The 14191-nt window shown below is 61.0% G+C and carries 15 protein-coding genes; 6 read left to right on the top strand and 9 right to left on the bottom strand.

Annotated elements, in window-relative coordinates; genetic code table 11:
• Positions 1–157: 157 nt before the first annotated feature.
• Positions 158–928 (bottom strand): alpha/beta hydrolase, encoded by a 771-nt coding sequence (locus tag ACA043_RS17525; protein ID WP_497657541.1) that lies wholly within the window; start codon positions 926–928, stop codon positions 158–160.
• A 112-nt stretch (positions 929–1040) separates the two neighbouring features.
• Here ACA043_RS17525 and ACA043_RS17520 point away from each other — a divergent pair, with 112 nt between their 5' ends.
• Positions 1041–1985: an aldo/keto reductase gene (locus ACA043_RS17520; protein WP_489880966.1), complete on the top strand. Its 945-nt coding sequence runs from the start codon at positions 1041–1043 to the stop codon at positions 1983–1985.
• A 7-nt stretch (positions 1986–1992) separates the two neighbouring features.
• Here the strand turns inward: ACA043_RS17520 and ACA043_RS17515 are convergent, their stop codons facing one another.
• Complete coding sequence (locus tag ACA043_RS17515) at positions 1993–2886, bottom strand: LysR family transcriptional regulator (RefSeq protein WP_497657540.1); 894 nt, start codon at positions 2884–2886, stop codon at positions 1993–1995.
• Between the two features lie 95 nt (positions 2887–2981).
• On the opposite strand from ACA043_RS17515, the gene ACA043_RS17510 reads away from it, so the two are divergent.
• Positions 2982–3458 carry a (R)-mandelonitrile lyase gene (locus ACA043_RS17510; RefSeq protein WP_401264434.1) on the top strand — a complete coding sequence of 159 codons (477 nt, stop codon included), beginning with the start codon at positions 2982–2984 and terminating at the stop codon, positions 3456–3458.
• A gap of 90 nt (positions 3459–3548) precedes the next feature.
• On the opposite strand, the gene paoC is transcribed toward ACA043_RS17510, so the two are convergent.
• The 4 genes from paoC to ACA043_RS17490 form a co-directional block, all read right to left on the bottom strand.
• Positions 3549–5747, bottom strand: a complete 2199-nt coding sequence (gene paoC, locus ACA043_RS17505; protein ID WP_497657539.1) for an aldehyde oxidoreductase molybdenum-binding subunit PaoC — start codon at positions 5745–5747, stop codon at positions 3549–3551.
• Positions 5744–6700 (bottom strand): FAD binding domain-containing protein, encoded by a 957-nt coding sequence (locus ACA043_RS17500; protein ID WP_401264438.1) that lies wholly within the window; start codon positions 6698–6700, stop codon positions 5744–5746. Before ACA043_RS17500 ends, paoC begins: the two co-directional genes overlap by 4 nt.
• A complete protein-coding gene (gene paoA, locus ACA043_RS17495; RefSeq protein WP_497657538.1) occupies positions 6697–7320 on the bottom strand; it encodes an aldehyde dehydrogenase iron-sulfur subunit PaoA in 624 nt (207 codons plus the stop codon). The genes ACA043_RS17500 and paoA overlap by 4 nt, the downstream gene beginning before the upstream one ends.
• A gap of 270 nt (positions 7321–7590) precedes the next feature.
• A complete protein-coding gene (locus tag ACA043_RS17490) occupies positions 7591–9345 on the bottom strand; it encodes an L-lactate permease (RefSeq protein WP_187680489.1) in 1755 nt (584 codons plus the stop codon).
• A 244-nt stretch (positions 9346–9589) separates the two neighbouring features.
• Here ACA043_RS17490 and ACA043_RS17485 point away from each other — a divergent pair, with 244 nt between their 5' ends.
• Positions 9590–9802, top strand: coding sequence for a hypothetical protein (locus ACA043_RS17485; protein ID WP_187680490.1), 213 nt, complete (start codon positions 9590–9592; stop codon positions 9800–9802).
• A gap of 43 nt (positions 9803–9845) precedes the next feature.
• On the opposite strand, the gene ACA043_RS17480 is transcribed toward ACA043_RS17485, so the two are convergent.
• Complete coding sequence (locus ACA043_RS17480; protein ID WP_305438430.1) at positions 9846–10121, bottom strand: hypothetical protein; 276 nt, start codon at positions 10119–10121, stop codon at positions 9846–9848.
• A 283-nt stretch (positions 10122–10404) separates the two neighbouring features.
• On the opposite strand from ACA043_RS17480, the gene ACA043_RS17475 reads away from it, so the two are divergent.
• Together ACA043_RS17475 and ACA043_RS17470 are read left to right on the top strand one after the other, a co-directional pair.
• Complete coding sequence (locus ACA043_RS17475; RefSeq protein WP_497657537.1) at positions 10405–11484, top strand: hypothetical protein; 1080 nt, start codon at positions 10405–10407, stop codon at positions 11482–11484.
• A gap of 2 nt (positions 11485–11486) precedes the next feature.
• Positions 11487–11840, top strand: coding sequence for a DUF1428 domain-containing protein (locus tag ACA043_RS17470; protein ID WP_187680494.1), 354 nt, complete (start codon positions 11487–11489; stop codon positions 11838–11840).
• A 111-nt stretch (positions 11841–11951) separates the two neighbouring features.
• Here the strand turns inward: ACA043_RS17470 and ACA043_RS17465 are convergent, their stop codons facing one another.
• Entirely contained in the window at positions 11952–12146 is a 195-nt protein-coding gene (locus ACA043_RS17465) for a hypothetical protein (protein WP_187680495.1), read from the bottom strand.
• Between the two features lie 105 nt (positions 12147–12251).
• On the opposite strand from ACA043_RS17465, the gene thpR reads away from it, so the two are divergent.
• Positions 12252–12770 (top strand): RNA 2',3'-cyclic phosphodiesterase, encoded by a 519-nt coding sequence (gene thpR / locus ACA043_RS17460; protein WP_497657536.1) that lies wholly within the window; start codon positions 12252–12254, stop codon positions 12768–12770.
• A 236-nt stretch (positions 12771–13006) separates the two neighbouring features.
• Here thpR and ACA043_RS17455 read toward each other — a convergent pair whose 3' ends face one another.
• On the bottom strand, positions 13007–14104 hold the full coding sequence (locus ACA043_RS17455; RefSeq protein ID WP_497657535.1) for a polyamine ABC transporter substrate-binding protein: 1098 nt from the start codon (positions 14102–14104) through the stop codon (positions 13007–13009).
• Positions 14105–14191: the final 87 nt, after the last annotated feature.

Genomic DNA, 14191 nt, shown 5'->3' with positions numbered 1-14191 from the left:
CGATTGCTTAGCATTGGATTTGATGTTGCCTGTACTGGCCTCATCGCTGGCAGGCCAGCTCCCACAGGTCAGATGTCGTTCACAGCATTTGTTTACACCGCAGAACCCTGTGGGAGCTGGCCTGCCAGCGATGAGGGCCGTTCTGCCCACACAAGGCTCACCGATTCAACACATTTCCCATCCACTGCAAGTATTCCACCCGCTCGGAAATCGAGTTATGACCCGAATCCGGCACCACCTTGAGCACGGCCACCCCCTTGGGAAAATTGCCCAGCAACTGCTCGGTGCTGACCCGGGGAATCACCTCGTCATCACTGGCCGCCAGCAGCAACGTCGGCACGCGGATATGCGCGGCGTACTTGCCCGACTCAAAGCGATCCTTGAGCAACCACTTCACCGGCACCCATGGATATTGCCGCGCGGCGATTTCTTCGAGGCTGTTGTAGGGCGTTACCAGAATCAACTGCTGCACCGGCCGTTGACTGGCCAGACGCACCGCGACGCCCGATCCCAGACTGCGCCCGACCACGGCAATCTGCGGGTGGCTGGCAGATACCTGATCAAACAACGCCAGCGCATCCTCGGCAATCGCCTCTTCGGAGGGTGAGCCGCCGCTGCCGGCAAACCCCCGGTAGTTCAGCAGGTACAGCGCGTAATCAGGAAACTCTTGGGCAAACTCCGGCAGGTTGCGTGACACGTCCTCGGCGTTGCCGCCGAAATAGATCAGCGCCCGCGGCCCGTCGCGCTCGCGGGTGTTGACCCAGATATCGGCATCCGGCATCGACAGTTTCAGCCGCGAATCGGTGGCACTGACCGCACTGGACTGCGGAAACCAGATCAACGAGCGCTGAAAAAAGAACAGTGCCGCGCACAGCGCCAGGTAAACGGCGACGATCAATGCGACGAGTGACATCAGGGTTCGGGACATTCGGCTACTTTTAACGGGGTGTGCGGGTTCGTTGTCGCAGTGTAGTCCAGCGCTTCACGCGGCCAGCGTTCGAACACAACGTGCAACAGATCCACGGAGCAGGGGAACCAGCATGAGCCACACTGAGGGTTACTCCCGTCGCCGATTGCTCACGCTGGCTGCCGGGGTGTCGGCGGTCTTCACCTTTGATCGGGCGCTGGCCACTGCCACATCGTCCGCCGCTACCGGAGGCCAAGCCATGCAGACTCGTGTCATCCCATCAAGCGCCGAGCCACTGCCCATGGTGGGGCTGGGCACATATCGCGGCTTTGACGTCGCCCCTGGCGATCCGGCTTACAAGCAACTGCCAGCGGTGCTCGACGAACTGTTCGCCAAGGGTGGCACCGTGGTCGACAGCTCGCCGATGTATGGCCGCGCCGAAGAAACCACCGGTGAACTGCTGTCGATCCACGAACCGCGCTCACCGGCCTTTCTGGCTACCAAGGTGTGGACGCGCGGACGTAAGGAGGGCATCGCGCAGATGGAACAGTCATTCAGCCTGTTGCGCGCCGAGCGCATCGACCTGATGCAGATCCACAACCTGCTCGACTGGCAAACCCACTTGCCGACGCTGCGGGAATGGAAGGAGCAAGGGCGCATTCGCTACATCGGCATCACCCATTACACACCCTCGGCGTACGAAGAAGTTGAAGCGGTGCTGAAGACTGAACAACTGGATTTCCTGCAGATCAACTACGCCCTTGATGACCGTGGCGTGGAAAAACGCATTCTGCCGCTATGCCGTGAGCGCGGTGTGGCGGTGATCTGTAACCGGCCATTCGGCGGCGGTGGCTTGCTCGCCCGGCTCAAAGGCAAGCCGCTGCCGGCGTGGGTGTCGGACGTGCAGGTCAACAGTTGGCCGCAACTGGCGCTGAAGTTTTTGCTGGCGCACCCGGCCGTTACTTGTGTGATTCCGGGTACCGGTAATCCAAGGTATATGGCCGATAACGTCAAGGCAGGGTTCGGGCCGATGTTGACGGATGCGCAGCGTCATCAGTTGATTGCGTTAGTGGGCTAGGCCGATTTCAACCGCGATAACGCAACGCCTCCAGGAACAGCGCAAATGCCGGCGCCGCCTGGCGTCGGCTCGGGTAGTAGAGGTGATAACCGGCAAAGGTCGGGCACCAGTCTTCCATCACCTGCACCAGCCGACCCTCCGCCAGATACGGCGCGACGATGTTTTCCGGGATATAGCTCAGGCCGAAGCCGTCCAGTGCGGCGTCGAGCAATGGGTAGACTCCGTTCAGGGTGATCTGGCCGGAAACCCGCACCTTGAGGCTTTCACCATCCTTTTCAAATTCCCAGGTGTACAGCCCGCCGTTGGTGGGCAGGCGCAGATTGTTGCAGGCGTGTTCGGTCAGATCGCGGGGAGTTTGTGGGGCCGGATGCCTGGCGAAGTAGGCGGGCGAACCGACCACGGCCATACGCATGTCCGGACCGATGCGGGTGGCGATCATGCCTTGGGCAACGTCTTCGCCCAGACGTATACCGGCATCGAAGCCTTGGCCTGCAATGTCGACAAAACCGTAATCGCAACAGACTTCGACGGCGATGTCCGGGTACTTCGGTAAAAACTCTTTGAGCACCGGGCGCAGCAGCCAGTCCAGCGAATGGTCAGTCGCGCTGATGCGGATCTTGCCCGCCGGGGTTTCGCGCAAATTGCTCAGGGCCGCCAGCTCCTGCTCGATCTCTTCGAAGCGTGGGCCGACGGTTTGCAGCAGGTGCTCACCGGCCTCGGTGGGGGAAACGCTACGGGTGGTGCGGGTCAGCAGGCGCAGGCCGAGGCGTGCTTCGAGGGCGCGGATGGTATGGCTGAGCGCCGATTGCGAGACGCCGAGTTTGGCGGCGGCTTTGGTAAAGCTGCGCTCACGCGCCACGGCGAGGAAGGCGAGCAGGTCACTGGCGTTTTCCCGAAGCATTAATGAGTTTCCTGCATAAGTTTTTTCGAATTCTAGTCGATTATCTGAAGAGTCATCGTCGGTAAAGTTCAGGCATCACTTTTGGAGATATCGCCATGAACCCGATTGCTGCTTCTGCGCTGACCCTTTCCTTGCTGGCTGGCGATGTTCAGGCCAATGAAGCGCCGCGAGTGACCGTCACGCCCAATGGATCACAACCTTCGGCCCGCGGCCCGGCGGATTGGTTCACCGGAATTGTGCGGGTCGACGCGCCGTTCAAAGGTTCGGATCAGGCGCGGGTCAGTGGCGCCACGGTGACGTTCGAACCGGGTGCGCGCACAGCGTGGCACACCCATCCGTTGGGGCAGACGTTGATCGTCACCGCAGGTGCCGGTTATGTGCAGGAGTGGGGGCAGCCGGTACGTGAGATTCGTCCTGGGGATACGGTGTGGATTGCGCCTGATGTGAAGCATTGGCATGGCGCGGCGCCGAGCACGGCAATGACGCATATCGCGATAGCTGAAGTACTGGATGGCAAGGTGGTGGAGTGGATGGAGCAGGTCAGCGAGGCGCAGTATCCCCGCGCTGAATAACCCCTTTGTAGGAGCTGCCGAAGGCCGCGATCTTTTGCTTTTTAAAGATCAAAAGATCGCAGCCTTCGGCAGCTCCTACAGGGTGAGATGTCAGATCATCTCCGGCAACGACGAAAGAATCTTGTCCAGCGTAATCGGATACTCCCGCACCCTGGCCCCGGTGGCGTTGTAGATCGCATTCGCCACCGCCGCACTCACCCCGCATATCCCCAACTCACCGACACCCTTGGCCTTCATCGGCGAAGAAATCGGGTCCGTCTCATCGAGGAAAATCACCTCCTGATGCGGAATATCGGCGTGCACCGGCACCTCATACCCGGCCAGGTCGTGATTGACAAAAAATCCAAGCTTCTTGTCCACTGCCAGCTCTTCCATCAGAGCCGCACCAACACCCATGGTCATCGCACCAATCACCTGGCTGCGCGCCGATTTTGGGTTGAGAATCCGCCCGGCCGCGCACACCGCCAGCATCCGTCGCACGCGCACTTCACCGGTCGCAGCGTCCACTGCGACTTCAACGAAATGCGCGCCAAACGTCGACTGCTGATACTGCTTGGCAAGGTCAGCGAATTCGATGCTGTCCTCCGCTTGCACCACGCCATTTTCTGCGGCGTGACGCAACGGCACACTTTTGCTGCCGAGCCGTACCTGACCGTCGACAAACTCGGCCTCACCGGCCGCCATGCCTAATTTGCCGGCCACCGCCTCACGCAGTTTCACACACGCGGCATACACCCCGGCCGTCGAGCAGTTGGCGCCGAATTGCCCACCAGAGCCGGCCGATACCGGGAAGTTCGAGTCGCCCAGTCGCACCACGACATCATCGATACCAACGCCCATCATCTCGGCCGCCGTTTGCGCGATGATCGTGTAGCTGCCGGTGCCGATGTCGGTCATGTCGGTTTCAACGGTGATCTTGCCGTCGCGTTCCAGTCGCACCCGCGCGCCGGATTTCAACAGCAGGTTGTTGCGGATCGCCGCGCCGACGCCCATGCCGATCAGCCAGCGACCTTCGCGACGTGAACCGGGTTTTGCGTTGCGTTTATCCCAGCCGAACTTCTCGGCACCGGTTTGCAGGCATTCGATCAGTTGTCGCTGGGAGAACGGCCGCTCGGTTTTCACCGGGTCGACCTGAGTGTCGTTGAGGATGCGGAACTGCACCGGGTCGAGTTTGAGTTGTTCGGCCATTTCGTCCATGGCGATTTCTAGCGCCATCAGGCCCGGGGTTTCGCCCGGTGCGCGCATGGCGTTGCCTTCGGGCAGATCCAGCGGCGCCAGGCGCATGGTCACCAGGCGGTTTTCGCCGGCGTAGAGCAACTGGCTTGGTTGCGCCGCGACTTCAACCTTGCCGTCTTGCAGATTGCCCGACCATCCTTCGTGGGCGATGGCCGTGAGTTTGCCGTCCGTCGTGGCGCCCATGCGGATGCGCTGGATGGTCGCCGGGCGATGGGTGGTGTTGTTGGCGATTTGCGGCCGCGCGAGGGCGACTTTCACTGGTCGGTTGGCCATGCGCGCACCGAGGGCAGCGAGGATCGCGTCGGCGCGGATGAACAGTTTGCCGCCGAAACCGCCGCCAATGTACGGCGAAATCAAGCGGACTTTCTCCTTGGGCAGGCCGAGGGTTTCGGCGATGTCGCTGACGCTCCAGGCGATCATCTGGTTGGACGTCCACAGGGTCAATTGATCGCCTTTCCACGCGGCCAGTGTCGCGTGCGGTTCCATCATCGCGTGTGACTGATCGGGGGTGGTGTAGGTCTGGTCGAACTGCACCGGGGCGGCAGCGAACGCCGTGGCAAAATCCCCGTGTTTGACGTCTGGCAGTTCTTCTTTCTGTTCGACACCCTGATCGCGAACGCTGGCCAGATCGAACTCGGCCTTGGCCGTGACGTAATCGACTTTGACCAGTTGCGCTGCGGCGCGGGCCTGTTCAAAAGTCTCGGCAACGACCAGCGCAACGGCCTGGTGATAGTGCTGAATTTCCGGCCCGGCCAGCAGATGCGCCGAGTTGTATTGGCCCTTGCCGAGTTTGCCGGCATTGGCGGCGGTGACGATGGCCAGAACCCCGGGGGCGGCTTTCGCCTCGTCGAGATCAATGTTGTTGATGCGGCCCTTGGCGATGGCCGAACCGACCATGAAACCGTAAGCCTGATTGGCCACCGCCTCATGCTGCTCGTAAGCGTACGGCGCCTGGCCGCAGGTTTTCAGTTTGCCTTCGATGCGGTCGGTGGGTTTGCCAATGACCTTCAATTGGTCGATCGGGTTGGTGGTGGCGGGCGTGTCGAATTTCATGCTTCGTCCCTCGCTTGGGCCAGCACCGAGCCGAGTGTGCGCTCGACCAGGGTCAGTTTGAATTGGTTGTCGTGGGTCGGCGTGGCGCCGTCGAGCAGGCGTTCGCTCACGACTTTGGCGCCCTTGGGCAGCAACGCCTCGGCGGCTTCCACCCGCCATGGTTTCGGCGCGACGCCACCGACGGAGATGCGGCCGCTGCCGTCCTTTTGCAGGATCAAACCGACGGAAACCAGGGCAAACGCGTAAGACGAACGATCGCGCACCTTGTGATAAACGTGGGTGCCGCCCACGGGCGCCGGCAGCGTCACGGCAGTGATGAACTCGCCGGGCGTAAGGCTGGTTTCAATATTGGGCGTGTTGCCCGGCAACTGATGGAAATCGACCATGGCGATGCTGCGAGTGCTGCCATCGGGTCTGACCGTTTCAATCTGCGCATCGAGAGCGCGCATCGCAATCGCCATGTCGCTCGGGTGGGTGGCGATGCAGGCATCGCTGACGCCGATGATCCCCAGTTGTCGACTGACCCCGCCAATCGCCGAGCAGCCACTGCCGGGATTGCGTTTGTTGCAGGCTTGATTCGTGTCGTAGAAGTACGGACAGCGCGTGCGTTGCAGCAGGTTGCCGGCCGTGGTCGCCATGTTGCGCAACTGCCCGGAAGCACCGGCAAGCAAGGCGCGGGAGAGCAGGGCGTAGTCTTTTCGCACGCGCGCGTCGGCGGCCAGATCGGTATTGCGCACCATGGCGCCGATACGCAAACCGCCCTCGGGCGTGGCTTCGATCTGGTCCAGCCCCAGGTGATTGATATCGATCAGGTGCAGCGGGGTTTCGATGTCGAGTTTCATCAAGTCCAGCAAGTTGGTGCCGCCGGCGATGAACTTTGCGCCTTCCACTTGCGCAGCTTGTGCTGCGGCTGCGGCGGGGGAGTCGGCGCGGCTGTAATTGAACGCTCTCATGCCGGCACCTCCGCGACTTCGGTGATGGCTTCGATGATGTTCGAGTAGGCGCCGCAACGGCAGATATTGCCGCTCATGCGTTCCTGAAATTCAGCGGCGATCAGTTGCGGTGGCTCGGTCAGGCTGGCGCTGGCGTGGCTGGGAATGCCATCGCGGATTTCCTTGATGACCGCCACCGCCGAACAGATCTGTCCCGGCGTGCAGTAACCGCACTGATAACCGTCGTGCTTGATGAACGCGGCTTGCATCGGGTGCAGGTTGTCCGGCATGCCGAGGCCTTCGATGGTGGTGATCTCGCTGCCTTCGTGCATCACTGCCAGGGTCAGGCAGGAATTGATCCGCCGGCCATCGGCGATCACGGTGCAGGCGCCGCACTGGCCGTGGTCGCAGCCTTTTTTGCTGCCGGTCAGGTGCAGGTGTTCGCGCAGGGCGTCGAGGAGTGTGGTGCGGTTGTCGACTTCAAGGGCCTGAGGCTTGCCATTGACTTGAATGGTCACTTTGCTCATGGCCGGTTGCTCCAGATTGGCCGCGTAGGCCTTGAGGCTGATGAAGGGGGGCATCGCGAACGCCGTCGCGGTCACGGCGCCGAGGATCAGAAATTTACGTCGGGAAATCGGCATGGTTCGATTCCTTTTTCTCTCAATCAGGCGGCAGGGTTGCGAATGGCCCATAAGGGCGCGCCGGCATGCTTGCCAGTCTCGTTCTAGGAGTGACCGCTGGAGGGAGGAAAAGGTTTTTGCGGATTTGCGCTATAGAGTTATGCGCATGGCTCATGAATCAACAGAGCCTGAGTATCCCTTGTGGGAGCGAGCCTGCTCGCGAAGAGGTCGGAACATCGAACATCTTCGCGAGCAGGCTCGCTCCCACATTGGAAATTTTGTTATGTGCAACTAATGCCCGCCGACGACCATGTAGGTGAACGGCGCCACATACGCCTGCAGCGTCACCAACCCGCCCACCAGAATCGCCAGCACAATCGAATGGAAGAACACATAGCGCAGAATCTCGCCCTCATGCCCGTACCATCGGGTGGCGGTGGAGGCGACCACAATCGACTGCGCATCGACCATTTTGCCCATCACCCCACCGGAGCTGTTGGCGGCGGCCATCAGCACCGGGCTGATCCCGAGCTGTTCCGCCGTCACCCGTTGCAAGCCGCCAAACAGCACGTTCGACGCGGTATCCGAGCCCGTCAGCGCCACGCCAAGCCAGCCGAGCAAGGTGCCGAACATCGGGTAGAAAATCCCCGTCGCCGCAAACGCCAGGCCCATGGTTGCGTCCAGCCCCGAGTAGCGCGTGAGGAACCCCAGCGCCAGCATCGCCGCAATGGTGATCAGCGAAAACCGCACCACCCACAGCGTGCGCAGGTACTGCTTGATCAGTTGCGGGATTGAATAGCCCATCAGCAAGCCACCGACAATCGCCGCCAGCAGGATGCCGCTGCCGGTGGAGGTGAGCCAGGTGAACTTGTAGACCGCTTCTTCAGCTTTCGGCGCCGCCACCACCGGCGGGACTTTTTCGATTTGCAGGTGCAGATTGGTGAAGGTGATGGCTGGAGCGAAAATCGGATTGGCCTCGCGCAGCGGTTTGCCCTGCGGATCAAGCTTGGCCGATTGCGTGACCGGATCGATGGCAGGGCGGGTGTCGAACATATTCTTGAAGCCCTGTGTGCCCCAGGCGAACACGAACACGGTGAGGATGATCCACGGCATCCACGCGCGCATCACCGCCGGGCGCGCCTGATCGCTGAACGCTGCGCTGGCGGTGACTTTCTCTTCGTCGACTTTGGAATTGTCGACCCGCCCGGACAGCGCCGCCGAGGTATGGATCGTCGCCGGTTTCCAGACCTTCAAAAACAGCGTCAGACTGGCCATGGAAATCAGCGCAGCAATCACATCCACCAGCATCGGCCCGTGATAGTTCGATACCAGGAATTGCGGCACGGCGAAACTGACACCGGCCACCAGAATCGCCGGCCAGATCTCGAGCATCTTGCGCCAGCCGGCAAAGGCCCAGATCAGCCAGAACGGCACCAGCACCGAGAAGAACGGCAACTGCCGACCGACCATCATCGACAGCTCCATCTCATCCAGCCCGGTGACTTTGGCCAGGGTGATGATCGGCGTGCCGAGGGCGCCGAAAGCCACCGGCGCGGTATTGGCAATCAGTGCCAGACCGGAGGCCGCCAGCGGTGAGAAGCCCAAACCAATCAGAATTGCCCCGGTCACTGCCACCGGTGTACCGAAACCGGCCGCCCCTTCGAAAAACGCACCGAAGCAGAAGGCGATCAGCAGCAACTGCAAGCGTCGGTCATCGGTGATCCGCGCCAGTGAATCCTGCAGCACTTTGAAGGAGCCGTTCTCGGTGGTCAGGCGATGCAAAAAGATGATGTTGAGGACGATCCAGCCAATCGGCAGCAGACCGTTGGCCGCGCCGAACAACGCCGCCGAACCGGCCATGCTCGCCGGCATGCCGAAGGCGAAGATCGAGATCAACAAGGCCGACGCCAGCGCCAACAGGGCGGCCAGATGCGCCTTGACGTGGAAGAACGCCAGCGCCGCCAGCATCACGACCACCGGCACCGCGGCCATGAGCGTGGAGATCATCGGGTTGCCGAACGGGTCGTAAATCTGCTGCCAAACCATGGTGCACCTCTGCTTTTTGTTATTGAGGGCGCAGTTCCATTGCGTGGTGATGGGTTGGGAGCAGTATAGGTGGCATTACGCCGTCGTTTGGCCGATCAGGACGAGGCGATAAACGGTCGTGGGCGGGCACTGAATCAAAGCCGATTTGCCCGGTCGTATTTGCGGCAGCGCGCACCGAGTCCCGGAGGCGAGGGCAGCGCTGGCCGATTCCGTCGTCAAAACCTTGGTTTTAGGGAAGTATTGAATGAAGCGCGCTACAACGATGCTGTTGACCGTGACTGCCGCCGTACTGCTGAGTGGCTGTATTGCGGACTTTGATGATGATCACCGCCATGGCCGGCATTACGACCGCGACCATGGGCGCAATTACGACCATGATCGTCGGGATAACCGTTGGGATGACCGCGATGACCGCCGCGATGGCCGTCGCTATCACCGCGATCGGGATGACGACTGATCGAACAAGAGAGGGCGTTCCCGCAAAGGAGCGCCCTCGGTTCTCAAGAAAAATGAGCGCTCGCCTGGACGCGGGATCGCGCAGGCACTGAGGCCTCGATGTCCAGCAAATGGGTGGCGAGAATGTCGCTCAGAAAACGGAACTGATCGTTGATGCCGACCACTTCATTGCTGAAATGGTTAGTGGCGGCGGGCATCAGCAGATCTTCGAAATCTTCGTTGAACACCAACGTCTGCGCCTTGCGGTTTACGACGTGTTGTTCGTAGTAGTTGCTGCCGAACACCGGAAAACTCACGGAGAGTGCGATGGTGTGAATCATGATGTGTACTCCTCGTTGTGGTTCGGATGACGCAATCGTGCCTTCGCCGGCCGGTGGGCGGAAGGCAATCGTCGCGATGGTGAATATCGACGGTATTGATGGTCGGGATTTTCACTGGGTTTGCCGGCCCCATCGCGAGCAGGCTCGCTCCCACATTTGAAATGCATTCCCCTGTGGGAGCGAGCCTGCTCGCGAAGGGGCCAGCCCAGCCACAACCAGACAAACGGCCCACCACCGGCACCTATACTCAAATCTGTCTCTCCTGTTTCAAGGACATCCCACCGTGAACCTGCGCGCGCTGGTCGTCGCCGCACTGTGTCTGTTGGCCGGCTGTGCCTCTACGGCGCGGGCCCCGGTAACGGCGCCTGCCGTGGTGGTGTCGCCCGCGACCTGGCAGCGGATCGACCGCGAGATCGTCAGCGCTTCGCAACAATCCACCGAGCAGGTCAAGCTGTTCGCCCGTGGTTCGATGGAACATTGGCGCACTCGCGTCTATCAGCAAACTGAAGAAAATTTCATCCCGTGGTTCAGCAGCTACTGGACCCAGGAATGGCTGTCGATGAAGGTCAGTTGGTACACGATCAGTGCCGGCGGTGAGCAGGACGCTTCGGCCAAAAAGCTGGCGGCGTATCTGCTTGATCAATATCAGGAAAAGGTGCTGGCGCCGGTCGCCGTGGAGATCGATCCGGACGCTATCCTCAGTCAGGCCACGGCGTTCTATGCGCAACTGATGGCCCAGCAAATGCCGCTCATCGCCCAGCGTCACGGCGTGCCGGTTGCCCAGCTCAACGATCGCTTGCAGAGAGTCCCGGCCATCGCCCTCGGCCCGCCAGCGGCGCGGGATGCCTCGTTGTATAAGGTCATCAGCACAGAGCCGTTGAACACGCTGCCGGCCTACGCCGCGTTGATCGACAAGATTCACACCGACGGCGGCGCCAAAGGCATCGCCTCGACCGATGCCGGCATGGCGCCCGTGGCCAAACGCGCGAGCCAACGCATCGAAGCGGAAATGGCCCCGCGCGGCGCGGCCAGTGCGGTGGCCGCAGCGGCGGGCAAACTGGCCGGGGCGATGATTTCCGTGGGGGTGATGGGCATCCGCGCCATTATCCAGGCCAACGACCGCCCCGACAGTGAAGCGCTGATCCGCAGCAGCCTGGGCAACACTTTCGACAAGGCCTGGCTGAAACTGGTGCAAAACCCGACCACCGGCGTGATGGCCGGCACGCTGCACATGGCCGGGCAGGTCGAGCGCAATTTGGGTGGGGGAGAAGAGCCGTCGGTCGGGCTGGGGGCGAATCGTGTCGAATGGCAGCCGCCGCAATCGACTACCCAGCAGATCGAACCCACCGTACAAGGAGAATGAACATGGCTTACATCGATATTTTTGTAGCACCTGTCCCGACTGCCAATCGTGAACAGTACAAAAAACACGCCGAAATCGCGGCAAAAATCTTCAAGGAGTACGGCGTCCTGAGTGTGGCGGAATGCTGGGGTGATGATGTCCCCGATGGCAAAGTTACGTCGTTCCCGATGGCGGTCAAACTCAAGGACGGTGAAACCGTGGCGTCGGGCTGGCTGATCTGGCCGGACAAGGCCACCCGCGATGCGGGCATGGCGAAAATGATGGAAGACCCCCGCATGCAACCGGACGTCAACCCGATGCCGTTCGATGGGCAGCGGATGATCTTCGCCGGGTTCAAATACCTCATTGAACCTTGATTCCCTTGTAGGAGCTGTCGAGTGAAACGAGGCTGCGATCTTTTTGATTTTGTTATGAAAGATCAAGATCAAAAGATCGCAGCGTGCCGCAGCTCCTACGGGTAACCGGGGTCACTCGGAGGAGGGGGTGATCCGGCAGCCCTTGCGGTTGCGTATCTGCTCGTCCGTTGGCCGTTCGCGGACGAACTCAAAACGCGGTTCGCCTTCGCTGTAATGCACCAGCCAGCCCCATTCCAGTTCGGCTTCATCCTGCCCGGGGCTCGGTGGTCTGGCCCACCACGGTTCTTTGCTGAGGATCTCGCGCATGGCGGCCTCCGGTTGATGGCAATCCTTGAACTATAGACTTGTGTGGCGAGTCGTCAGAAAGGGACGGGTAGAATCGGCGATCACGAACCTTAAAGGAGTCAGGCCATGACGGATGAAAAGCGGCTGTTCTTTGCCCTCGACTGCCCACCGGCGCAGCGCAAGGCGATTGCTCAGTGGCGCAGCGAGTTGAGCCTGCGAGCCGGCAAGTCAGTGCCTGCGGATAACTTTCATCTGACGTTACTGTTTCTCGGCGCAGTGCCGTTGGCGCAGATTGGCGAGGTCTGCGAGGCCGCAAGCAAGGTACGCACGCCGGGGGAGGCGTTGAAAATTTCGCTGGATCGCGTGCAGGTCTGGCACCGTGCCGGGGTGTTGTCATTGGCGCCCGAGCAGGCACCGCAGGCGTTGCTGCGCCTGGTCTATGCGCTGGAACAGGCCATGCTGCCATTTGGTTTTGAAGAGCCGTCGCACGAGTTTCGCCCGCACCTGACGCTTGCCCGGGACTATCGCGCGCCAGAGCCGGAGTCCGCCACGCCGCCTGAGTTCTTGCTGCGTGCCGAGCGCTTTGCCTTGTTCGAATCGCACAAGGGCCGTTACCGGATTGTGCAGGAATGGCCGATGACCTGAGTGACAAAAAAAGGCGCCCGAGGGCGCCTGAAATTCACCTGAGCCGAGGGAGCCAGGTGAGGCCGTTCATTTGCAGGGTGCAGCGGTGGTAAGGCGCTGCTTGAACGGGAAAGCACTGCACACAACCAGTGTGGGAGCGAGCCTGCTCGCGAAAGCTGTGGGTCAGGCAATGAATGGGTTAAGTGTGCCGACGCCTTCGCGAGCAGGCTCGCTCCCACAGTTGATTTGCGCTTGAATCACTTGCCGAGCTTCACCCGGGTCCAGCCGCGGGTCATGATGCGCTGGGTCGCTATCGGCTGATCCGGCACCGCGTACAGCGTCGCCATCACCGCTTGCGACGGGTACGAGCCCGGGTCGTTGCGGATCGCTTCGTCCACCAGCGGCGTGGCCGCCGAGTTGGCGTTGCTGTAGCCGTTGCTGTTGGTGATCTCGGCGATGATGTCCGGACGCATCAGGAAGTCCATGAACAGGTACGCGTTGTCGACGTTCGCCGCATCGCGCGGGATCGCGACCATGTCGTAGAAACTGCCGGCGCCTTCCTTCGGAATGCTGTAGTCGATCTTCACCTTGTTGCCCGATTCCACCGCGCGGGCCTTGGCCTGCAGCACGTCACCGGAGTAACCGACCGCCACGCAGATGTTGCCGTTGGCCAGGTCCGAGATGTACTTCGAGGAATGGAAGTACGCCACGGATGGGCGGATTTTCATGAACAGCGCTTCGGCTTCGAGGATGTGCGCCTTGTCCTTGTCGTTCACCGGATAACCCAGGTAGTGCAGGGCGGCCGGGAGCATTTCGGTCGGCGAATCGAGGAAGCTGATACCGCAGGCTTTCAGCTTTTCAGCGTTCTCGGGCTTGAACAACAAGTCCCAGGAGTTGGTCGGGGCATTGGCGCCGAGCACTTCCTTGACCTTGTCCGGGTTGAAACCGATACCGATCGAGCCCCACATGTACGGGAACGCGTGAGCGTTGTCCGGATCACTGGCGGCGGCGTTCTTCAGCAGCACCGGGTTGAGATTTTTCCAGTTCGGCAGCTTCGATTTGTCCAGCGGCTGATAGACGCCAGCCTTGATCTGCTTGGCCAGGAAACTGTTGGATGGCACGACGATGTCGTAGCCGGATTTGCCCGCCAGCAAGCGCGCCTCAAGGGTTTCGTTGCTGTCGAAGACGTCGTAGGTCACACGGATGCCGGTCTCGTCTTCGAACTTCTTGACGGTGTCCGGCGCGATGTAATCGGACCAGTTGTAAACACGCAGCACCTTGTCGTTGGCTTGGGCGCCCATGACCATTGCGCCCATTAAGGACAGTGTCAGCAGAGTCCTGCCAAACATTTTCATCGGTACAACTCCATTCTTTTTATTCACATTACGCAAAGCCCCTCACCCTAACCCTCTCCCAGAGGGAGAGGGGACTGACCGAGGGGC

Source organism: Pseudomonas sp. LBUM1648 (assembly GCF_059716145.1).
The sequence above is the reverse complement of the archived record's forward strand: the minus strand, read 5'-3'. Positions and strand labels throughout refer to the sequence as shown.